Origin of the sequence: Streptomyces canus (genome assembly GCF_030816965.1) — a bacterium.
Classification (GTDB): Bacteria; Actinomycetota; Actinomycetes; order Streptomycetales; family Streptomycetaceae; genus Streptomyces; species Streptomyces canus_E.
In genome coordinates this window covers 8,636,980-8,661,115 of record NZ_JAUSYQ010000002.1, presented here as the reverse complement: position 1 = coordinate 8,661,115, position 24,136 = coordinate 8,636,980, and the positions used below count along the sequence as shown (strand labels likewise).

General features: G+C 70.7%; 4 protein-coding genes. 1 reads left to right on the top strand and 3 read right to left on the bottom strand.

What is annotated here, in order from left to right; all coding sequences use genetic code 11:
* Positions 1 to 110 precede the first annotated feature (110 nt).
* The gene (locus tag QF027_RS40465) at positions 111 to 326 is read right to left on the bottom strand and encodes a hypothetical protein (protein WP_307080401.1); all 216 of its coding nucleotides are present in this window, start codon (positions 324 to 326) and stop codon (positions 111 to 113) included.
* A 186-nt stretch (positions 327 to 512) separates the two neighbouring features.
* On the opposite strand from QF027_RS40465, the gene QF027_RS40460 reads away from it, so the two are divergent.
* Positions 513 to 1,190, top strand: coding sequence for a hypothetical protein (locus tag QF027_RS40460; RefSeq protein ID WP_307080400.1), 678 nt, complete (start codon positions 513 to 515; stop codon positions 1,188 to 1,190).
* Between the two features lie 97 nt (positions 1,191 to 1,287).
* Here the strand turns inward: QF027_RS40460 and QF027_RS40455 are convergent, their stop codons facing one another.
* The gene (locus QF027_RS40455) at positions 1,288 to 2,202 is read right to left on the bottom strand and encodes an RICIN domain-containing protein (protein WP_307080398.1); all 915 of its coding nucleotides are present in this window, start codon (positions 2,200 to 2,202) and stop codon (positions 1,288 to 1,290) included.
* A 414-nt stretch (positions 2,203 to 2,616) separates the two neighbouring features.
* Positions 2,617 to 23,571, bottom strand: a complete 20,955-nt coding sequence (locus QF027_RS40450; RefSeq protein ID WP_307080396.1) for an EndoU domain-containing protein — start codon at positions 23,569 to 23,571, stop codon at positions 2,617 to 2,619.
* Positions 23,572 to 24,136 lie beyond the last annotated feature (565 nt).

Here is a 24,136-nt window from a genome sequence, read left to right as displayed (position 1 = left end):
GTCCGTTCAGAATCCGCACCAGGTCTTCCGTGGCGAGGTTGCCGGTGGCGCTGCGGGCGTACGGGCGCCGATGCCTCCAGCGGAGCTGCCGAATTCGGTGATGCCCGCAGTCAGTGTTGCCTGGACGTTGGCGAGGGCTGTCCATAGGTATCGCGGAAGTGCAGGGCGATCTGCTCGAAGGCGATGCCCATACCTCGTTCCATGTCCAGGAGTTCGAGAACATGACCGGGCGTGCCGGTGCCGATGGTGTCGCCCAGGGACAGGGACGTGCAGCCCGCCTCAGGGAGGCTGTAGGCGACTGAGACGCCCCTGGGAGGGCTCCCCATCGCCCTCCCAGGGATCACCGAAGCACATCGTACGTAGCCGCGTTCCGGCAGTTCCGCGTTTCGGGCCCGCGGTACGACGGGCTTGAACATCGCTGGTATCCTGCGCCACTAATTCGTCGTCAGTTCTTGGGGCCCCAGCACTGCTGACTCGCCACGCCGAGGCAGGCAATGGAGCAGGCCAGCAGCGTGCACTACGAGCTGACCACGGTGGTTCGGCGCGGAGGCGGAGCAGACGCTGTAGCGCGGACCCTGGGCACGGCGCTGGAGTGGCCAGTCGTCATCATCAACGAAAACTGCACCGCGGTGGAAGGACAGCCGGTCCGGGTCGAGGCCGGCTTCGCGAGCGGTGTGGTGCATGACGTCCCAGAGCGGGTGGTGGACGAGGACGAAGCCGTAGATTTCCTGCTCAACACCGTCGGGGTGTTGCGAGCGGAGGACGGGGCGGGGTCCGCCCTGATGGGCCTTGATCTCGTCCAGGGTGTCGATCTCCCACGGCTGGTGGTAGAGGCTCGCCAGCTCGGTGGCGAGCCTCTCGCCCGGGTCGCAGATGGTAGTGACGAGCCGGTAGACCGTGTCGTCTTCCTCGCGGCCGAGGGTGTACTCGATGAGGCGGCCCCGGGCCGGGGCACGGCGGTCGCGGTCGCCGGTGGCCGCGATCTCGGACAGTGGGAGCCGTCATCGAAGGCCTCGAGGACCGGGAGCACGTTGTCCTTGCGGACGCGCCACAACAGGTCCGCGCCCGTGCCGGAGGCGGCCTGCCACGGCTCGAAGCCGGCGATGCCGCGATCAGCCACCAGCCAAGCCGCCAGCAGCATCCCAGCCTCGAGCCGGTCCAGCAGGTGGGAAATCACCTGCTGTTCGTGAACCGAGTTCCGCCGGGCGAACTCAACGAGTTCGGTGCGACGCCGCGCACTCATTATTGCTTCTGTCGTTTGGGGGTCACGGAACGGATCGGCCGGGGTCAGCCGGCGCTCCACTTCTGGTTGTCCCGGCCATTGCAGTCCCACAACTGCAAGCGGGTGCCGTTGCCGGTCTGCTGGTTCTTCACGTCGACGCACTTGTTCGCCTGCGGGTTGACCAGGTCATGCGCGGAGTTCAGCCGGAACTGCTGGGCGGGATTATGACTGCAGGTGGCCAGCTGGATCACCGCACCGTTGCCGGTGCCGCCCCAGGCGACGTCCATGCACAGCCCCAGCGCGCGCACCGTCCCGTCACTCATGAAGCGCCAGGTCTGCTGCGCGAATCCGTTGCAGTCCCAGATCTGCAGCGGCGTGCCATCGCCCCCGGCATCCCTGACATCGATGCAACGGCCCGAGGCATGGCTCCAGATGGACACATCCGCGACCTCCGAGGAGCTACCGGACGATGTCGTTCTGGTGGTGGCGGACGAGGTCTTGTTCGACGTCGGCCGGGCGGTCGGCCGCGTCCCGGAAGCCGACGACGTCGGCCGGGCGGTCGACGTCTTCCCGGATGCCGACGAGTGCGCTCCTGGGTCCCCGGCGCCGTGTGATGCGGCGGATTGCCTGGCCGGATGAGTCGTCCCGGGTTTGCCGCCATCGGTCGGCGACGCCGATCCGATGGCACCATAGACGCTTCCGTCCCCCGGGGAGCCCAGCACCGTACCGGGCGTCGCACCGGCCGGAGACGCATGAGCGTCCTCACCGTCACCACCCACCAGGAACGGTACGGTCATCAACAGTGTCCCCACGATGGCCGCCCCGGCCAGCAGGCTCTTGTGCGGCCTCCCCGACGGGGCAGCCGACGCAGCCTCGGCCGTACCCTCAGGCGCCTCTTCCGCCTCCTCCTCATCAGCAGCCGTGACGCTCTCCGCGTCCGCCTCCCCCGGTTCAGAGGTGGTGGCGGTGGCTCCTGCCACGTCCGCCTCCCGCGCCCCTGTGGCGAGCGGGGATGCGGGCTCCGGCTCGGGAACCGGCGATGCCGCGCCCCCGGCGGCCGACGGAGCCTGAGCCGTTCCGCCGACAGCAGTGGCCGCTTCCACCTCCGGTGAACCCACGGCCTGTCCCGTGCGGGGCACCATCGTGCCCGCTTCCGGTGTCACGGCCTCGGGAGGTGCCTGCCGAGGGCCCTGAGCCTCTGATGAACTCATTGTGTCCTTTCCAACGGTCAATAGGGTGGGCTGAAGTGGTGTCACGAGCGCCCGACGGTGGGCCCAGGACGGCTCTGGGGGTGTGACACAGGGCCGGGCCGCCGCCTGTGGGGCGGCGAAGGTTCACAGCGGGCGGTTCACGTGTGGCTCGCCTGCCCGGCACGCGGCGCCTACGGGACGTGACTACTCGGGCAGCAACCCGCCCTCCTCCTCTCCGGTCAGCCGGGCCAAACTCTCCCGCACCTTTACCGGGAAGAGCTCCGGATGCCTGTCCAGCACGTCCAGCACACTCGCACGGTCCTCGCGACGGAGCGTATCGCGCAGAGGCAGTTCGGTGTCGGGTGCCAGAACCCACGTAGCCGCGGCCGACGGTGAGTACGGCAGGCCTTGCACGTGCTCGCGCCCCACACGAGTGTCCAGCACGGCGGGGGAGTCGAGCAGCTGTTCGAGTTTCTCGTGTCGGTCCGGCCCGGCCGAGGCGCCCTCTGCCGGGGATCGCCGGGGAACGTCCCCCGGAGCCCGGGACGGCAAGAATACATCCGCGATGTCACGCCAATGGGCCGCCCCGTCGCCGGGGTCTGTAGCTGTGTCGCCGCCGTCCAACTCGTCCCCGGTGACGCCGGAATCGACCACAGTCGTCGGATCTGTCTCGGCCGGTTCCCCGGCCTGGGTGCCTTCCGCAACAGCAGGCGGGGCATGGTCGGCCGGCCCCGGCGCGTTGGCGGCAGATGCCGGGGTCGCCTGGTCGAGCGTGCTCTCCTCCTCCGGCCGAACCTCGATGACCTGAGTGTCTGTTCGCAACGGGGGCAGGGTTTCGGCGTCTGTGGGCGACGTGCCCGGGCCGTCGTCGTCGGCCACCGGCTCGGCCAGCAGGTATTCCCTACCCCTGCGGTACAGGACCAGTTCCGGCCTCAAAGATCCCTCGCCGGGAGCGCGGTTGCTGCTGGAGGTGCCGTCCTCACCCACCACGGTCACGTTCACGCCGTAGGAGGCCACCTGCGCGACGGCCGTCCGCTCGGTCGCCTCATTCCAGCCGCGGTCGGTGAACAACTGATCGCCGAGGGCCTTTTCCTGCTGCTCGGTGAGCTCCAAATCCTGCGCGAGCCCACCATCCGCCCGCCGACGACGCACGGACTCGATCGTCTCCTCGGAGAGCCCGGCACGGGCGAGTTCCTCGTCCGTGAACGGTGTCCCGCGGTCCAGCCAGACTCCTTCGGCAAGCGCACGCGTGAGGAGGGCTCGCTCGGTGACGCCCTGCGGCCTCAGCCCTGTGAAGACCGCCGACCAGAAGCCGTTGCCGGCCTCTTGCGGCTCACGGATGGTGTGGGCGGTGCCGTCCGGGCCGATCAGTCTCGTCTTGTCGCCGACGCGGGTGGTGCCCCAGCCGCCCGTACCGGCTGCCCACGGCGCCACGGCATACGCGGGCCGTTGCGCCCGGTTCTGAGGCGTGCCGGACACGGCGGCGTCCGCCTCCCGGCCGGCCTCCGGGGTCCGGGGCGGTGCCTCGGGCAGAGCAGGCTGCCGCCGGGCATCGCCCGAAGGCAGGGCCGGCCGGTAGTGCCGGTCACTCAGATACAGCACAACGTGCGGCAATTGCTCCTGGCCGGGGTCCCCGGCCTCGGAGAGCGGGGGCCGGAAGTCCTGGAACCGCCCGTCCGCGCCGACCACGGTGACCCATGCGCCGAAGTGCCGGGCGGCCAGCGCGGGCAACAGGTCGGCGGCGCCGTGATCCCAATGCGTCTTATCGGCGGCGTCACCCCCCCGCAGCAACTGCTCGCGCGCGAGACCGGCACGCTGCCTTTCGGGAAGCTTCACGTGCAGCGGTATGTGACCGGACTCCGCGAACTCGCGGCGCTCGGACCTGCTCAAGCCCATCGTGGCGGGCTTCAGCCCGCTGAGCCTGACGGTGTTCTCGGAGGTCACCCCGCCGGCCTGCAGCTCCTCAACCCCGAACTCGTCCCCGGTGTCGGGCGAGGTGAAGTCCAGCAGGCCGGCGTTCTCCGGATCGCTCAGCTCGTCGGCGAGCAGTCGGCGCAGACCCCCGACCATCTCCTGCCGGTCCGTCACGTCCACCCGCTGCGCAAGCAGGCCGGGGTCGACATGATGCAGCCCTTCGGCAAGGGCATGGAAGAAGCCGTCCCCGTCCTCGGGAACCTCGTACAGCGTGTACGACTGGTCGCCCTCCGGCGAGACGAGCAGCCCGGGATCGCCGGCCACGCCGTCCCGCACCTCGTAAACGAGGTGCCCGGCCTTCACCTCGCCGTCCGCCACGGTGAACTCCACGGCAAGCGGTTCGGGCAGGCCCGCGCGCAACTCCGGCTCACCGGGCCGGTGCGCCTCGGCGGGCAGCCGGTGCCAGCGAGTGAGCCGGTCGGCCGCCGCCCGCACCCGATGGAACTCGCCGGCCGCGGCCTCGGCCCGGTCGAGCAGAGGCTGCAGGACCGTGCTCTTCAGCTCCGGAGCCTCCTCCGGGAGTTCGGCCACCTCACGGCGCTTCTTCCAGTAGGCGTCGTCCGCGGCAACCCAGGCATTGCCCGCCTTGCTGACATCAGCCCACGCGTCCGCGACCCGGGGCGGGAAGTTCCCGTCGTCGACAAGGCCCCACTCCCGGGCCACGTCCTCGCTCACGAGCGCGATGAGCACGGTGTCCGCGTGAGCACCCTGTGGAAGGGGCCTGACGCGGCCGAACGCCATCCATCGCTCCACCTCGGCGACACCGAGCCAGCCGGTCGGGATGGCGAACAGGAAGGTGCGACCGCTTCGCTCGGTGCCTGTCGCGCCACTCCGCGCGGCCGAGACGGCATGCTCGTCGGCCTCGCCGGAGGCGGGTCCTGTCCCGGAGACGGCCGGGACGGCCGAGACGGCCTGGCCGGCGGAGACAACCGGCTGCAGCGTGGTCGTGACGCCCTGGCTCGCGGCGTACGAGAGCGCGGCGCCGGTGCTGGTGGCGTCCCCTTCGTCGGCGAACATGCTGCTGTCGGGGAACACCGTCAGCAGGGTGGCCCGGGAGAAGTCCGGCTTGGAGTGGATCCGGTAGTGACCGTGGGCCCAGTTCGTGGACGTGTCGTCGTTCAGTCCCACCACGCGGTAGCCGTCCGCGGCCGCGCTCTCCGCGTAGAAGGCGGCCAGCGCCGCGTCGCTGATCCCCTCGTCCAGGGCGAGTGCCGACACCGTGCCGGGCCGGGTGAGCGCCGTGCGACGCGCATCGCCCAGCGCCGCGTCCAGAGCGAGTCCGGTCAGCTCGTGCGCGACGCCGTTCACACGGCTGACAGGCATGCCGTACGCCATGGCGAGGGCCAGGTCGCCGGCCTCCCTGAGGTTCTCCAGACCGATGACGCGGCGTACCTGGAAGCCCTGGGCCGGGGGCTCGAAGGGCGCCTGGGTGCCGTCGGGCCGCGCGGTGGAACGCCAGCGGTCGACGGCCTCCTGGGTGACGTCCCCCGGCGCTCGCAGCCTGACCGACCGCGCCGGGGTGTCCGGCGTGGGCGTGCCGAGCGGGTCACCCCCTGCGGCGGGGCGGGCGTCGGGGACCGTCAGACTCAGCGGTACCTGCTCCCGCAGGGAGCCGACCGAGCCCTCCGTCGTGGCGGTCTCGCCGTTTCCGAGGTCGAGCGTGAGCCGCAGCTTGTAGCCGGTGAGAAATTCGGCGTGCGGCTCGGTTGTGGAGAAGGACTGCTCCTTCTGGCGCGTGCGGGACCGGCTGGAGGACATGCGATCCGCATGGCCGACCCCTCCGCTCAGGCCGGCCCGTACAGCCGTGACGTCACCCGGGCTCGGCGTCGCGACGGAGGAGAGGGTTCCCGTACTCTGCGTGATGCCCCAGTTGACCCCACGGGAGGTTGCCGCTGATGTTGCCTCCGTCTCGCTCATGGTGGCGACCCGGACGTCCCACACGGTGAGTCCGTGGTCGAGGCGGTCGAACATCGGCTTGCCGGCGATGAGTTCCAGCCGCAGAGAGCCGTACCGGCTGCCGATACGGATGCCATGCCAGCTTCGGTTGCCCACACGGGTACGGGTGACGGCGCCGGTGGACGTCATCTGCTCGCGCAGGGCCCCCAGCGCTCGCGGAGAGATCATGTCACGCAGCCGTTCACGCCCCGTCTCGTCGACGCCCCAGTCCCGCAACTGCCGGTCGAAGGCGGCCAGCACCTTGCCGGCGTCCAGCGTGTTGGCGGCATACGAGCCGAACGGACGGTCATGCAGCCAGTTCGGCTGCGTCCACGGCCTGTCGGTGTAACGCGGAACCTCGCCCAGCCCGTCCTGGACGAGGCCGAGCTCATGCACGGCCTTCTCCGGCAGGTGGCCCAGCCAGTCCCCGGTGAACGTCAGCCTCTTGCCGGCCCAGCTGTTCCGGTAGAGCGGGCTCAGCAGCGGGCCGAGGGCGCCGACCGGACGCAGTGCGCCGGCGAGTTCGTGCTGGGTGTTGCCTGTGATCAGGACGTGGTGGCCGGCGGCGCTGCGGCCGACCTCGAGGGTCACCTTGCGCGACACGGCAGTGGTCGAGGCGCGGGAGCCGCCCCGGCTGTAAGAGAGGCCGTAGAAGGTGCTGAGCACGGTTCCGTCCGGCCCCGTCAGCGTGTGCGCGGCGGTGACCCCCAGGGCCCAGGAACGGGACCGGGTCGTGCTCACCGACGCCGACGTCTGCAGATCCATGGCGTGCGATTCATCGGTCGCGATCGTGTCAGGCTTGGACACGACGAGTGGACCGACGAGCCGCATCCGGTGCACCACCGTGGCCTCTATGTCCCGCAACCCGCCCTGGGCTCTCAACAGAAGCCGGGAGCCCGCGGGGACGGACGCCTGGTCGAAGCCGGCGGCGAGGTAGTGCGGCTGGAAGTGCCGCACCAGGGCGTCGTGCGGCAGGGCCCCGGTCCTGGTGAAGCGCCAGGATTCGCCGGACAGCTCCGCCATCAGATCCTCGGCGGCGCGGACCAGTTCCGGGTGCGCGCCGACGCTGAACGTCTGGTAGGGGTGGTCGCCGAACCTGCCCTGCCAGAGGTCCTCGTCGCCGGACACCTCCTGTCCGTGGCTCTCGGGCACCGTCAGCGCATCGTCCGGGGCGTAGGGCTCGCCGGTCACCAGGGCGCGTGCTCGGGCCGGTTCCAGTGGTTCCACGTCGGACACGGGGCGGCCCGAGAGGTCCGCCTGCGGATCGGTGGCGGGGGTGTGCTCGTCCGGCACGGACAGCAGGACCCGGCCGCGCAGGGACTCGGAGGCGATGCCCCCCTCTTCGTGGAGGAAGGACGGACCGCCGAGCACGCCCAGCGAGGAGGCCCGCACGGCGCGGCGGTAGCGCGAGAACCCGTCGATCCGCGCGGTGAGTTCCAGTGCGTAGCTGTACAGGTGGGACGGTTTGGAACTCATGGCCATCGGTTCGTGCGAGACGGTCGAGCCGTGGTCCCCTCCGCGCTCCACTGCGCGCTCGTACCAGGGGACGGCCGAGACGGTGACCGCATGCCGGGACGACTCCGCCAGGTTGACCCGTACGCTCGTGTCGGTCCCCACGCCTCCGGCGCGTGTCACCCCGTACGAGCCGTCGAGGCGTGTCGTGCCGGGCGCGCTGACCCTCACGGTGAAGTCGTTCTGGGTGCCCTCGTAGCGGCGTCCGGTCAGCTGACCGCTGATGTGCAGCGACAGATGGGGGCGCAGCAGAGCGCTCGGCCTGGTCATCAGGTCGAGCCTGATCCCGGTCGTGGTGAGCGCCTCCAGGCTGCCGGCCATGCCGTGGTGGGACAGCACATTCATGACCGCCAGGGTGTTCTGCAACGCCAGGTTGTAGTGCTGCGCGTCCCGCCAGCGGCCGGAGCTCCCCGGGGCGCCGAAGTCCTCCAGCGGGGCGAGCAGGTCCGGATAGAGGGAGGCGGCATCGCGGATCACCGTGTCCGTGACGACCTCGAGCCAGCCGCGCCAGCCGTCCCGCACCAGGTCGCCGTTGTCGTAGGTGAAGGCCTCGGGCCTGCTCATGCCCAGCACCGCAGGGCGGTCGACCGTAAGGTACGGCGGCGCGAAGGGTTCGTTGCCGTTCCTCGTGCGCAGGGTCGTGCCGTCGGGCCAGCCCGCGAGGCGGCGCGCCTCCGTGTGCAGCATCCGGTCGAGACTCCAGGTCTCGAAGCGGATGGGCTCGGGGGAACCCGCCCAGCGCACCGTCACCGTCTTGGAGACCCGGTACAACGCCGTCGGCACGTCCTTGTATTTGCCTCCGATCTTACGTGTCCCCGAGGCTCCGAAGACGGTGCCCTGTGTGGCGGCACGGCTCAGGCTGCCGCCGATACCGGTCACGAGCGGGCCCCAGGCCGGGCTGTCCAGGCCGAAGTACCCCCCGACGCGCGCACTGAGTCCTCTGCTGGACGTCCTGGACACGGCACGTTCGTTCGTGACGGTCTGCTGGATGTAGTGCTTCAGCTCGACAGCACTGCTCTCGCTGAGCAACCGGGCCTCGCCGGGCACGACCCTCTCCACGACGATCGCTCCCAGCGGCGACCCGTCGTCCGCCGACAACAGCCCCGTGGTGACAGCGCCTCGGGCGAGCCGGTCCGCCACACGGTGGAAGGTGTCCGCGCTGAAGAACCCGGTGATCTGGTCATACGCCGGACTGCCCGGAGCGGCCCCCACCTCGGCCAGAAGCCTGTCCCGCAGGTCCTTGACGGGCCCGTACCCCTCGGTGTGCACCAGCCGGTAGTCGGACTGCGGCCCCAGCTCGATCCTGCTCGGCGCCGACCGGCGGCCCGGACCCGGTTCGCCGGATGCCGTCTCACTGTCCGGGAGCCGCACCGCCAGCCCGTGCCGCACCGCGAAGCCGAACATGTCCTCGTCCGGGGCGCTGCTGCTCTGCCCGCCGACGGCACTTTCGAGCGGCGTCGGACGTACGACAGAGACCTCGTACCACACGTCGTCCAGGTGGAGGTGTGCCCCTTCCGTGGAGCGTCGCTCGTTCTTGACGGCGGTCTGGTCCCGCATGACGTACCGCTGCGAGCGGGTGACTCCCGCCGTCCCGCCTACGCGCGCCGACACGCCCGCCGCCGGTGGTCCGACGTTCACGCCGAGCGACAGTTGCGTCCCGCTGGACACCGCCTTGGTGGCGCCTGTGGTGACGCTGCTCGCCGCGTTCGCCTGCAGCACGGGCGGATCGTCCTGAACGTCGGTGAACCGCTCCGAGGTCCCGTAGGGCCGGGTAGTCACCCTGAGTACCTGGTCCCGGTCGTGGCCGAAGGCGGGGGATTCGTACCCGTCGCCGTGGAAGACCTGCGGGGTGGTGCCGAGCGCGCCCCGCAGGTGCTCCAGCGCCGTGGGCAGGCCAGGGGCGCTGCCCTGGTCCTCGCCCAGCCGCTCACCGATCTCCCGTACGACCATGTCGGCCCCTCGCAGGGTCACCTGGCTGAAGCCGTAACTGCGTCCCTGGGTCTCGCCGGCGGCGTATCCGGTGGTCAGGTAGTCCGGCATCCGGCTTCCATCGGAGTACACCACGGGCCCCTCGGCCGGCGACGGCGACGTCATGGAAAGGTCGATGCGCGGCGGCCGGTTCGCGTTGAGCTCCGACTCGATCGGGCCGATCACACTTCGCTGCTCGCCGCCCTGGCCGCGCGGGGTGCTACTGGTCTCGGCCGTCTGGCCCCGGGCCCCCTCGGCAGCCCCTTCCTGTTCACCGGGTTCCGACCCGTCTGCAAGTCGGTGAGGGCGCAGTTCCCTCTCCCCGGAGTCCTGGGCACGCTCAGCGGAGGTGGCGTCCGGGGCGTCCTCGTCGGCCCCTGAATCCGACCCCGTCGGCCAGTCCGCGCTCACGACGGGCAGCACGTCCGGGTTGGCCGGTTCTCCGGCCTCCTCGTTACCCTCCATGGAGTCCAGGGAGTCCAGGGAGTCCATGGAGTCCAGGGAGTCAAGGGAGTCCCTGGCGGGGTTCCCCGCGAGCGCCATGTCAGGTGACGCACCGTGGTCGGACCCTGCCGCCGGCCGCACACCGGGCGGTGTCGGACCGGCGGCCCCTTCCTCTGTCTGGTGTTCCGCTGGCTGTGCCGAGTCGGTCGAACCGTCCAGCGGGCCGGGTTCGTCCTCGAACCGCGCGCCGGGGTCCGCCGGGTCGGGTTCGCGCAGCGTGGTGGGCCGGCTGAAGGGGTCTGCCAGGTCGAGAAGTTCGAGGGCCCGCTGCAGGGCCACCCCATCGGTACCGGCGGGCGGCCGCCATGCGTCGGCCGTCAGCGCCGCGCTGTCCAGCAGATCCCCAGCAAGGCTGTGCAGCGCCCGCGCCCTGGGCATCACGGCCATGATGTTGTCCATCAGCGCGCCCAGGTCACCGGCGGTGAATGAGTGGTGCGCTTCCTCGGCACTCGCGGCACGGGCCAACGACAGACGGACCAGTGCTGCGTCCGCCCGCGGTCCGCGCGCGGAGCGGCCGTATTCTTCGGACACCATTGTCTCCAAGTCGCTCCAGTCCTCGTTCACCTCGTTGTCGTCGGTGCCGGGCGGGACGACCAGGTGGATGCGTTTGACGAAGTCGAGACCCCGCTGCCCGTTCTTGAACAGCACGTGCCGGACAGCGAAAGCCGGAACCTGTCCCTCACGGGTGGCCGACGGCGAGCCGGCCGCCTCGCCGACCGGCTCGACGGCGGGCCAGGTGTTGTACGGCTGCATCTGCGTGGGCCGGTATACGACATGATGGCCGTCCCGGACCAGGCCCTCCACACGGATCCACTCGACATAGCCGACCCAGTGGTAGGTGCCGCGGTCGTCCTCCTTCCGGACCGTATTCGCGGCGATGCCCCCGTCGTGCGCCGACTCAAGGGCCGCATCGCCGATCCAGTGGTAGGTGCCGCGGTCGTCCACCTTCCGGACCCTGTTCGCGGCGATAGCCTCAACGTGCGCCGACTCAACGGCGTCCAGCAGGTAGTCCGGAGTCCACTCCTTGGGAAACATGACGTGGTGGTCCCCGTCTTGGTGCAGATGCCACCTGAGCGGATCGACCGTCTCGTCGTCTCTGGGGCGCAGCGCGGGGTCAAGAAACCAGACGCCGGCCTCGTACGTACCGTTGTCATGCTCCCGGACAGTGGAGATCGACAGGCCGTAGAAAAACAAAGACTGCTGTTCCGCCCGATCCACCTTGGGCTCGTGGTATGCGCCGCTGCGGGTGCGGCGGTCGCCGTACCGGACCACGTCCTCGACCCGGCGGCCGAAGACCGGGCGGGTGTCCGACCCGACTGCCGGTGGCGGGGGTGCCGCGTGGGCGGGGCCGGGCTTGTCGGGCTGATCGTCGGAGGGACGGAAGAAGCGCACGCGCGGCGGGCCGATGGTGAATTCCCCTGTGATACGTACTCCGTCGTACTCGCCGGTCCAGACATAGACGCCAGGCCTGCCCTCGACGGGGAGGACACGGTCTTCCCGCAGGGCATGCAGGTAGGCCTGTTCAGCGGCGTAGACGGCGTGGTCCTCATCCCAGTGGGCGGGGAACATCATCTGACCGCGCTGCGGCTGCCTCTGCGGAACGTGCAGGTCGCCCGCGACGGTCCGCGAGCGGTCCGCGAGTTCCGGCCGCACCCGGAGCCCCGGGTACTCGGCGCGATAGGTCCCGTTGGGGTTGGCCGTCCCCTCCAGCGCGACCGGCCGCGGACGCCACGACATGCCCTTGGGCGGCAGATGACCGCCGCCCCCGGCGCGAGGCTCGCCATACAACACGGCCACCCGGGTATCGAAGGAGAAGTGGACGCGAGTCGGCAGCCCGTCCGCCCGGGGCCGCAGTCCGTCGGCGGTGGAGAACACCACCTGACCTTCGGACCGCAGACGGGCCGTCCTCAGGGCAGCCTCGATGGCCGAACCGATCTGCTTCAGATGACGGGGGGCAATCCGCATCCTGGTCAAGCCCGCGCCCTCGACCACGTGGTCATTGTCCGCGCCATCGTGGTCATCGTCCACGAGCGGACGTCCCCTGCCGTCCACGTTGTAACCGGCCATCAGGGACTCGTCCGGATACACCGTGCGGTCGCCGTACTTCGTGTTCTCGCGGTACTCGTCCTCCAGGCCCAGCAGGTGCCCCACCTCGTGGGCCAGTACGTCGGACTCAGTGCGGAGCGCCCAGTTGCGGTGGTTCTCCCGCTCGAACTCGGCGTGCACCGTGACGGTGTGATGAGCGTCCTCGGCGCTGACGAACTCCAGGTCGACGCGGAACAGGTCCCCGTTGGGAAGGCGGTAGCCGCCGTTGTACCGCTGCTCGACACCCTCCTGAGCCCGCCGAGCCACCTCGCCCAACTGGTCCTCGGTGACGGGCGCGCCGTCTGCTCGGTCGAGGAATATGCGGACTACCGCGCGGGTCCCGAAGTCCCCCGCCGGCAACCGGTACCGCCGCGCCTCGAAACGCCTGAGATCGAGCCTGCCCCCAATGCTCCCGACCCACCCTTGCGTGCGGTCCGGCTCCACAACGGCGCGAGCGATCTCGACCGCGTCACCGAGCCACCCCGGGGCCCCGTCCCGCCGTCGCATGTGATCCCGCAGCTCGACGCGAGCGTTCTCGAGCGCGTCGACATCATCGTCGCCCAGCTCACTCCACTCGGACTCACCCGAATCATCCGAAGTCCACGACGCCCCATCAGAATCCGACCCGTCGATCTCGACCGCGTCACCGAGCCCCCCCGGGGCCCCGTCCCACCGTCGCATGTGATCCCGCACCTCGGCGCGAGCGTTCTCGAGCGCGTCGACATCATCGTCGCCCAGCTCACTCCACTCGGACTCACCCGAATCATCCGAAGTCCACGACGCCCCATCAGAATCCGACCCGTCGATCTCGACCGCGTCACCGAGCCCCCCCGGGGCCCCGTCCCACCGTCGCATGTGATCCCGCACCTCGGCGCGAGCGTTCTCGAGCGCGTCGACATCATCGTCGCCCAGCTCACTCCACTCGGACTCACCCGAATCATCCGAAGTCCACGACGCCCCATCAGAATCCGACCCGTCGATCTCGACCGCGTCACCGAGCCCCCCCGGGGCCCCGTCCCACCGTCGCATGTGATCCCGCACCTCGGCGCGAGCGTTCTCGAGCGCGTCGACATCATCGTCGCCCAGCTCACTCCACTCGGACTCACCCGAATCCGACCCGTCGAACTCCGCCCACGGCGCGTCGAACTCGGACCTGCCCTGCGCCGGGACGGCCTCCGCCGTCGAGCCCGCGCGCTCCTCCGCGTCGGGGTCCGCCGGTTCCAGCGACTCGGTGGCCGGGGTGGTGCGACCGGCTGCGGGCAAGGCGTCCTCGGCAGCCGGCATCCGGCCGGTATCGGCTCCTTCGGCTCCGGTGCGCCCCAGGGAAATGTTGCCGACAGCCGCTTGCTCACCAGCATCGCTCAGGTCACTCGAAACGGACGCACGTCCGTCGACACCGGCCATCTCGTTCCGACCCCAGGACGAGTCAATCGACAACGAGGGCCGGAACGACTCATCCGACTCCGCCTCGAACAACGACTCCCGCGACTCGGTTCTCGACCGCCCCCCGGGGACGGTCCAGCCGGACGACGACTCCGACTCATCCCGGTCGCCCTCGGAACCCGCCTCGGACACGCCGGACGCATCGGACCGCTGCGGGAACTGCAGCGCAGTACCGGCTCTTCCGAAGAAATCGTCGCTCAGCTCACTCGAAATGGACTCACGCGGATCATTCCAAGGCCTCGCCGACACACCCGAATCCGACCGGTCGAACTCGCTCTCTTCGGCCCGTCCGTCGACGTTCCCCACAGGGGCGCCCGACGAGGAGTTCGACGCCTGGCCATAGACCAGGCCCCGCAGAGAGTAGACCAGGCGCCGCAGAGAGTCCTGAACCCTCCCCAAGAAAAGACCGAACCAAGAAAGGCCCCTCCCACCCATCGAACGGGCCATCTCCCAGATGGCACGGACGGAGCCCATGAAACGCTCGACCAAGGAAGGCGCCGGCTCTTCCACAACTGCAACCGGCTCCCCACCGGCCATCTCGTTCATCTCGTTCCGACCCCAGGACGAGTCAATCGACAACGAGGGCCGGAACGACTCATCGGAACCTGGGCGGCTAAACCCATCCTCATCGGCCAGTTCCCCGCGGTAGTCCTGGCCGGCCCGCTCCTCGATCACTTCGGCGCCCGCGTCTGCCGTACCCACCGTGGACGACTGTGTCGACGGCCGCTCACCAACCTCAGGGGCGGACCCGGCGCCCTCCTCGGACGCCGCGTGATCCTGCTCCTCGGACTGTCCCGAAGAGCGCTCGGTCACCTCACCGGGCCGAGCAGACCCATCGCTGGTGGCACCGGCGGACGAGGCGACGGGGGAAACCACTTCGGCCGACGCCGACCGGGATGCGTCAGCCGCGGCGCCGGCGCCGTAGAACGCCGTATCCGGCCCCTCAATATCACCGGATTCAGACCCATCACTCAACCGCAACGAGAAGTCCGAACCGCGAAGGTCGCTCCGATCCGACTCCGCCTCGAACAACGACTCCCACGACGACCGCCCCCCGGGGACGGTCCAGCCGGACGACAACCCCCACTCATCCGAGTCGCCCTCGGAACCTTCCTCGGACAGGCCGGACGCGTCGGCCCCCCGCTCACCCGCCAGTTCCCCGCTGTGGCCCTGGCCGGACCGCACCATCTGCCCGTCCGCTGGGGACACCGTCGGCTCAGTGGCCGCAGGGGACTGCGGCCCGCCCTGCGCCGGTACGGCCTCCGCCGTCGAGCCCATGCGTTCCGGCCCGGACCGGGCATCGCCGACGGCCACCGGGTCATCGACCGCAGGCACCGCATTCGGCCCGTCCGACTCCCCAGCCGGCGTGTCGTCACCCTCCGGCTCGGCCTGGTCGGCGTGATCCTGCGCAGGCCGACCGCGGTAGTCCGCCTGGGACGCTCCATCGGCCCCGGGCTGGTCCGCGATCCGCCGATCGGTATCCGGCTGCCCCAACCCCAGCAGCACCTGCTCAGCGACCACGCCGAGGCCACCGGTCCCCGCTGCTCGGGGGGTGGTGCGGTTCTGGGGCGCCGTAGCCGACTCGCCGTCCGCGGGCGCCTGTGCCGCGTGGTCCACCGGGGGAGCGTCAGATCCGGTTGCTGCCTCCTCGCCCAGGGGAACCGACGCGACGGGCACGTCCCCACCCTCGGTACCGTCCCACCCGGACCCGGCCGGCGGAGCCACCGACGCGACCGCCTCGGAAGACACAGAAGCGGGTCGGTCGTCCTGCCGCTCCGCCGCGGCATCGGCCGGCCGGCCGGCAGCGCCCGGATTGTCCCGCGACTGGAGCTGCCCCGGATACCAGTCGACCGTGCGGGTCACCCGATTCCAATACCCGGTACGGTCCTTGAGACTGTCATAGACACTACGGAAGGCCTGCGGATCAATGGAGCCGGTGAAAGTGATCTCTGATTCGTCGTAAGTGTTCCTCCACGTCGCGGGGAGATGTGAGCCCGCCTTCTGCTTCGCGATGGTGTAATCGAGGTGTAGGCCCCTGGGCTCGAAGTTCAGCCTGGGGTGGATTTCCCAGCGGTATCGCTTGTTGCGGAACCACAGATCGAAATTGTCGGTGGTTCCGATGAACTGGGTACGTGCCGAAGTGGTCATTGCCCAGAACCACAGCTCGGTGCGGCTGTCGGGATCCGGGGCGCGAACGCCGTTCGTGAAGACCTCTTCCGGGTCAGCGTCACCGAACCGCCACACCCGCTCTCGTTCGACAAGCACCAGGAAGGGGCGATCCTCCTCGTGCACCATCTCGTGCACTGTGCGGTGTCCCGCCGCGGGCGCCACGTCGAACACCCGCTGGTTGTGGCCGGGCTGCCCGTCCGCACCGGCGGACATCTCGTCCTCCGGTGCGCTGCTTGCAGTACTGACCAAAGGCATCGGCCCGACCGTTCCCGATGACGCCTCGTCGTCCGCGGGTGCCTGTGACGCGTCGGATGCCGTGGGTGCGTCAGCTCCATCCGCTTCTTCGGACTCCTCACCGGCTCTCTCGCGAGCGAGGTCCGCAGCGGCGTCCCCGGTCCCTGGACCGGCGGCCGGCGCCTCGGCTTCGGAGTCGCCCAGGCGAACCGACTCACCCGGCACGTGTCCGCCCTCGGTACCGTCCCACCCGGACCGGGCCTCCGGGGCCGCCGACGCGACCGCCTCGGAAGACACAGAAGCGGGTCGGTCGTCCTGCCGCTCCGCCGCGGCATCGGCCGGCCGGCCGGCAGCGCCCGGATTGTCCCGCGACTGGAGCTGCCCCGGATACCAGTCGACCGTGCGGGTCACCCGATTCCAATACCCGGTACGGTCCTTGAGACTGTCATAGACACTACGGAAGGCCTGCGGATCAATGGAGCCGGTGAAAGTGATCTCTGATACGTCGTGAGCGCTCCTCCACGTCGCGCGGAGATGATGATGTGAGCTCGCCTTCTGTATCAGGATGACCTTATTGAGGTTTACGCCCCTGGGCTCGGAGTTCAGCCAGGAGTGGATCTCCCAGCGGTATCGCTTATCGCGGAACCGGCTGAAATCGCGGGTGGTTGCGATGAACTGGGTACGTGCCGGATTGTTGCTTGCCCAGTACCACAGCTCGGTGCGGCTGTCGGGATCCGGGGCGCGAACGCCGTTCGTGAAGACCTCTTCCGGGTCAGCGTCACCGAACAGCCACACCCGCTCTCCTGCGACAAGCGCCCGTTCCAGGAAGGGGCGATCCGTCTCGTGCACCATCTCGTCCACCGGGGGGTAGCCCACCGGGGGCTCCTTTGCGGGCCGTGGCTGCTGGACGGCCGCAGTCTCGCCCTCCTGGGGCGCCACGGCCGGGGGGAACCGCCTCGGCAGGGAACGGCCGACGCCCGGCGACCGGCGCTCGTCGGCCGCCGGCTCGATCCGGGTGGAGACGTTGTCCTGCCCCGTGGCGTCGGACTCGGACCCGGCGCCCTCCTCGGATCCGGTGTCCTGGGCAGGCGACGCACCACGCACGGAAGCGGCGCGTCCCGCTTCCTCCGGCTCCGCCACATGCTGGCGTTCAATGTTGTAGTCCACCGCGGGTGCCAGATCCCCGGCGTCTTCCTCGGATTCCTGGTCCTCCACCGTGGAGCCGGTTTCCATGGGATCCCGCACCAGGTGCGCGCCCTCGGCAGGGTGCACCATCTGCTCGTCCACGGGGGGCGGCGCGTCAGCAGCATCCTGCCCGGGGGCCGTCGCGCCGTCCCCGGCTTCGGAGGCGGGCGCCGTCTGCGCGACCCAGTCCAGCCCATGCGCGAACTCATCGATCTGGACCAGCTCATCCGGCGATCGCCGCCGCTTGCCGAGAACCCCGGCGGCGCCACCGGCAGTGCCGGACACCGACCTCGGCCCCCCGGCTCCCCCGGCTCCCTCGGCTCCCTCGGCCGCGGGCTCCCGGTCCACCGCCCCGTCCTCCGTCCCCGAAGGCGACAAGCCCGACCAGCCCCACCCGTTCGCCCACTCCTCCTCGGCCGTGCCGGACCGCTCGCTGGGCGACACCGCCCGGGAATCCGGGCTGGAAGGCAGCCCGAACTCCGCTGCCGAGAGGTTCACCTCGTGCTCGCCGAACTCCTGCTCGCCGGACCGCTCGCCGTCCGCATCATCCCGCCGCTGTTTCTTGGCCGGAGGCTGTCCGTCCGTTTCCTCCTCGCCCGCCGAAGCCTCGTCGAACAGCCCGTCCAGTCCCACGGACCGGGCGAAGTCCGCTGCCCCGAGCAACCCGTCCCAGTCTCCGTCCCCGGCCTCGCCCTGCGCCTGTCCCGCGAGTTCCGCGCTGTGGTCCATGGCCGGGTCCACATCGGCGGCGCGTGACTCGTCGCCGAACAAACCCGCCTTACGAACATACTCACCGGGCGCCACACCGCCGAGGTAGGGAGTGAGGACAACGGCGATCTGCCGGAGATGGTCGGACGTCAGGACGACGAGCCCCTCCTCACCCTCGGCGACCCGATCGGGATCGTCCATCACACTGGACTCACCCTCACCGAGCACCTGCTCGGCCCGCCCACCCGGAGTGAGCAGCACCCGCGCGTCGGCCACGTCGTCCCGCACACCGAAGCCATGGAGGAGTTCGTGAACGTAGACGACGGGACCCACACCGGTGTACCAGTTCCTCTGCCGCATCTGGCCCTGGTCCGGCGAGCCGCCATGGAGCTGCACCACGGTGTCCGCCTGCTCGGGGGAGTCGACCCACTCCACCCCCAGCCGCAGCAGCGGATCGGGCCGTCGCGGGCCGGTGACCTCGTCGTGCTGCAGGACGGGAAGCCGGGGTTCACGGCCGTTGACCACTTCCTCCAACCCCCGCGACACCTCACCTTGCAACGCCGTGACCTGCTCCGCGCCCACGCCCTCCAGCGCCACCACATGCACCCGCCGCGTCAGCCGGATCGTGTCCTGCCCCAGCGTCTCCCCACGATGCCAGGCCCACGCATACCCGACCCCGATCCGCTCCCCCGAAGCGTCAGGCCGCCGCACCTCCCATGGTGCGTCGAACTCGACGAGCTCACCGTCGAAAACCCGCTCCACCTTACGCATCCCAGGACCGACCGGGGCGAACTCGAACGCCTGCGACCCCACACCACCGGCACCGAACGGACTCCACCGCTCACTCCTCACCTCCCCCGCGGCAAACGGCACACCCGCCGCGTGATCCTGCTCCTCGGACTGCCCCCAAGAACGCTCGGTCACCTCACCGGGCCGAGCAGACCCATCACCCAACGGCAACGAGAAGTCCGAACCGTGAAGGTCGCTTTGATCATCCGGCTCCGCGGGCAGATCCGCCGGGTGCAGCACGGCCCCGCCCACGGACTCCACACCGGCGCCACTCACCCCCGCGTCCTGGCCGCGGACACCCTCGTCCCGCCCAGACCCGGGCTCTGCCTGGCCACCGCCGAACGCCGGCCCCCTCAAGCCATCGACGGCACCGGCGGCCAAAGCGGCCCCATCCACGCCGGACCGCTCAGCCTGCGACACCGCCAGCTCCACGCCGGAGTCTTCGACCCAGTCCGGCCCATGCGCGAACTCATCGATCTGGTCCAGCTCATCCGGCGATCGCCGCCGCTTGCCGAGAACCCCGGCGGCGCCACCGGCAGTGCCGGACACCGACCTCGGCCCCCCGGCTCCCCCGGCTCCCCCGGCTCCCTCGGCTCCCTCGGCTCCCTCGGCTCCCGCCGGGGCTTCCCCGCGCGCCTCGACCAACAACTTCCCGAACTCCTCGTCGATCCTGGCGGCATGCTCGTCATCCCACAGGCGAGTGCCTCGCAGCCAGCGGGACACCGTCGACTTGAAAACCTTGAGCTTCTCGGCCGCCCGCTCTTGCCCCAGCGCACGCGTCAGGGCTTTCAGCTGGTTCAGGGTCTTCTGGTACTTCTCGAGCTTGTCGGAGCCGATCACTTCGTCGGCCACAGCGCGGATCCGGCTGATCTGTTCCGGGTTCGGGGTCCCGCCCTTTACCCCGCCCCTTATCCAGCCACGCACCAACGCCTCATCGACGCGCTCCCATCCGGCGCTGAGACTCGCGGCCACGGCCCCGTACCCTGGGCGAGCGCCCAGCTCGCGCTGCATGAGCTTCAGGAGGATCTTGTAAGACAGGCTCTCGCTGGCCCGGCCCGCGGCAGCGTCATCCAGTCCGGACCGCACCATGCCACCCGGTCCGGACCGCACCGTGCCACCCGGACCCACCGGCGCACGGTTCTCCGGCCGCGCCCGCCACTCCGCGAGGAGCGCCTCGGGGTCGAACCCAGCAGGCCGCCCCTTCGCCTCCTCCACCAGCGCGTACAGCCCGTTGATCCGGCGGGCGTACTCGGATCCGACAACAGACCCCCTCCTCCAGATCAACATCGTCGACTGGCTGGCCCCGAGTGCCCGGGCCACGGCTTTGTCGGACTTCAGCTGCAGATCCTCCCGGAGGGAGGCCAGGCGCTCCCGCAGGCGCTCCTGCTCCGCGGGCAGCTCCGCCGGGTGCGGCACGGGCCCGCCCCCGGACTCCACACCGGCGTCGACAAACCGGGTGCCGTCGGCGGCCGCCACGGGCCTCGCCGGGCCATCCCCGTCCAACGCGCCGTCCGATTCGCTGAGAGACGGCCCGGCGAACCGATTCTCCGGCAACTGCTGCTCAGCCGGCGCTCCGTCGCGGGGCGGCGAAGCCGCGGGCTCCCGGTCCACCGCCCCGGCCCCGTCCACGGCGGACCGCTCAGCCGGCGACCCCGCCCGCTCCACGCCGGAGTCCCACCCGGACTCCACCTCGGCCAAGTCCAGCCCACGCGCGAACTCGCCGATCGGGTCCGGCTCATCCGGCTCCGCGGGCAGCTCCGCCGGGTGCGGCACGGCCCCGCCCACGGACTCCACACCGGCGCCACTCACCCCCGCGTCCTGGCCGCGGACACCCTCGTCCCGCCCAGACCCGGGCTCTGCCTGGCCACCGCCGAACGCCGGCCCCCTCAAGCCATCGACGGCACCGGCGGCCAAAGCGGCCCCATCCACACCGGACCGCTCAGCCGGCGACACCGCCCGCTCCGCGCCGAAGTCCCACCCGGACTCCACCTCGGCCAACTCCAGCCCACGCACGAACTCATCGATCTGGTCCAGCTCATCCGGCGATCGCCGCCGCTTGCCGAGAACCCCGGCGGCGCCACCGGCAGTGCCGGACACCGACCTCGGCCCCCCGGCTCCCCCGGCTCCCCCGGCTCCCGCCGGGGCTTCCCCGCGCGCCTCGACCGGCAACCGCCCGAACTCCGCGTCGATCCTGGCGGCAAGCTCCCCATCCACCAGGTGAGTGCCTCGCAGCAAGCGGGACACCGTATGCGGGAGGACCTCGAGCAGCGTGGCCGCCCGCGCGTGCGTCCCATGCGCACGCGTCAGGGCTTCCAGCTGGGTCCGGGTCTTCTGGTACTTCTCGAGCTTGTCGGAGCCGACCACTTCGACGGCCACAACGCGGATCCGGCTGATCTGTTCCGCGTTCGGGGCCCCGCCCTTTACCCCGCCCCTTATCCAGCCACGCACCAACGCCGCATCGACGCGCTCCCATCCGGCGCTGAGCTTTCGGGCCACGGCCCCGTACCCGCCGCCCAGCTCGCGCTGTATGAGCTTCAGGAGGATCTTGGGGGCAGCGTCATCCGGTCCGGACCGCGCCGTGCCACCCGCGCCCACCGGCACACGGTTCTCCGGCCGCGCCTGCCACGCCGCGAGAAGCGCCTTGGGGTCGAACCCAGGCCGCCCCTTCGCCTCCTCCACCAGCGCGTACAGCTCGTTGATCCGGCGGGCGTACTCGGATCCGACAACAGACCCCGGCCTCTTCCAGGTCGACGCCGTCGAATAGCTGGCGCCGAGTGCCTCGCCCACGGCATAGTCGGGCTCCAGCCCCAGATCCTCCTTCAGGGACTTCAGGCGCTCCCGCAGGCGCTTCTGCTCCGCCGGCCCGCTAACCGCGCGGGGCTCGGCGTCGCGGTGCTCGGCGACCGCGGCAGGGATCAGCATGTGCGGGACGTCGAGGTCAGGCCTCGCCGGCTCCGCCTCGCTGGCAGGCTCCGGCAGCAGCTCCGCCAGGTTCGGCACGGCCCCGTCCCCGGACTCCACACCGGCGTCGACAAACCGGGTGCCGTCGGCGGCGGGATCGGCCGCCACGGGCCTCGCCAGGCCATCCCCGTCCAACGCGCCGTCCGATTCGCTGAGAAACGGCCCGGCGAACCGATTCTCCGGCAACTGCTGCTCAGCCGACGCTCCGTCGCGGGACGGCAAAGCCGCGGGCTCCCGCTCCACCGCCCCGGCCCCGTCCACGCCGGACCGCTCAGCCTGCGACCCCGCCAGCTCCACGCCGGAGTCTTCGACCCCGTCCAGCCCACGCGCGAACTCGCCGATCTGGTCCGGCAGCAGATCCGCCAGGTTCGGCACGGCCCCGTCCACGGACTCCACACCGGCGCCACTCACCCCCGCGTCCTGGCCGCGGACACCCTCGTCCCGCCCAGACCCGGGCTCTGCCTGGCCACCGCCGAACGCCGGCCCCCTCAAGCCATCGACGGCACCGGCGGCCAAAGCGGCCCCATCCACGGCGGACCACTCAGCCGGCGACCCCGCCCGCTCCGCGCCGAAGTCCCACCCGGACTCCTCCTCGGCCGTGCCGGACCGCTCGCTGGGCGACACCGCCCGGGAATCCGGGCTGGAAGGCAGCCCGAACTCCGCTGCCCAGGGGTCCACCTCGTGCTCGCCGAACTCCTGCTCGCCGGACCGCTCGCTGGGCGACACCGCCCGGGAATCCGGGCTGGAAGGCAGCCCGAACTCCGCTGCCGAGAGGTTCACCTCGTGCTCGCCGAACTCCTGCTCGCCGGACCGCTCGCCGTCCGCATCGTCCCGCCGCTGTTTCTTGGCCGGAGGCTGTCCGTCCGTTTCCTCCTCGCCCGCCGAAGCCTCGTCGAGCATCCCGTCCAGTCCCACGGACTGGGCGAAGTCCGCTGCCTCGTGCCACCCGTCCCCGGCTCCGTCCCCGGCCTCGTCCTGCGCCTGTCCCGCGGGTTCCGCGCGGTGGTCCATGGCCGGGTCCACATCGGCGGCGCGTGACTCGTCGCCGAACAAACCCGCCTTACGAAGATACTCACCGGGCGCCACACGGCCGAGGTAGGGAGTGAGGACAGCGGCGATCTGCCGGAGATGGTCGGACGTCAGGACGATCCGCTTACCCGCGGCCTTACGGGGATCGGCCATCGCACTGTACTCATCCGGGCCGAGCTCCTGCTCGGCCCGGGTGACCGGAGTGAGCAGCACCCGATCGTCGGACTCGTCGTCCAGCGGACCGTAGCCATGGAAGAGTTCGTGGACGGCGCCGGCAGGACCCGCACCGATGTACCAGTTCCGCTGCCGCATCTGGCCCTGGTCCGGCGAGCCGCCATGGAGCTGCACCACGGTGTCCGCCTGCTCGGGGGAGTCGACCCACTCCACCCTCAGCCGCAGCAGCGGATCGGGCCGTCGCGGGCCGGTGACCTCGTCGTGCTGCAGGACGGGAAGCCGGGGTTCACGGCCGTTGACCACTTCCTCCAACCCCCGCGACACCCCATCTTGGTACGCCGTGACCTGCTCCGCGCCCACGCCCTCCAGCGCCACCAGATGCACCCGCCGCGTCAGCCGGATCGTGTCCTGCCCCAGCGTCTCCCCACGATGCCAGGCCCACGCATACCCGACCTGGTCCCGCTCCCCCGAAGCGGCAGGCTGCCGCACCCCAGGCCGCCCCCCCTCACCCCCGGTGAAGGTGAACTCGAACGCCTCCGGACCCCCACGACCAGAACCGAACGGACTCCACCGCTCACTCCTCACCTCCCCCGCGGCAAACGGCACACCCGCCGCGTGATCCTGCTCCGCGGACTGCCCCCAAGAGCGCTCGGTCACCTCACCGGACCGAGCAGACCCATCACCCAACGGCAACGAGAAGTCCGAACCGTGAAGGCCGCTTTGATCCGGCTCCCCCTCGGACGACGACGCCCACGACCCGGTTCCCGACAGCCCCCCGGCGACGGACAGGCCGGACGACAACTCCGACTCATCCCAGTCGCCCTCGGAACCCTCCCCGGACACGCCGGACACGCCGGACGCATCGGACCGCTGCGGGAACTGCTGCACGGAGTCCGCCTCACCGGACTCCAGGCCGACGGTATCCCTTACCCCACCGCCCTGCTCGCCACTGGTGGTGCCCGTGGTCGCGCTGTCGGACACGGTGGAGATCCGGCCGGGGGAGACAGACGACTGATTCCCGGTCCGGCCAGAAGCGGAGGCCGGGGCGGCCGAC

Bases quoted from the DNA above. Each gene is read 5' to 3' on its own strand.
- QF027_RS40465 (WP_307080401.1), bottom strand. From the start codon at position 326: ATGGGGAGCCCTCCCAGGGGCGTCTCAGTCGCCTACAGCCTCCCTGAG.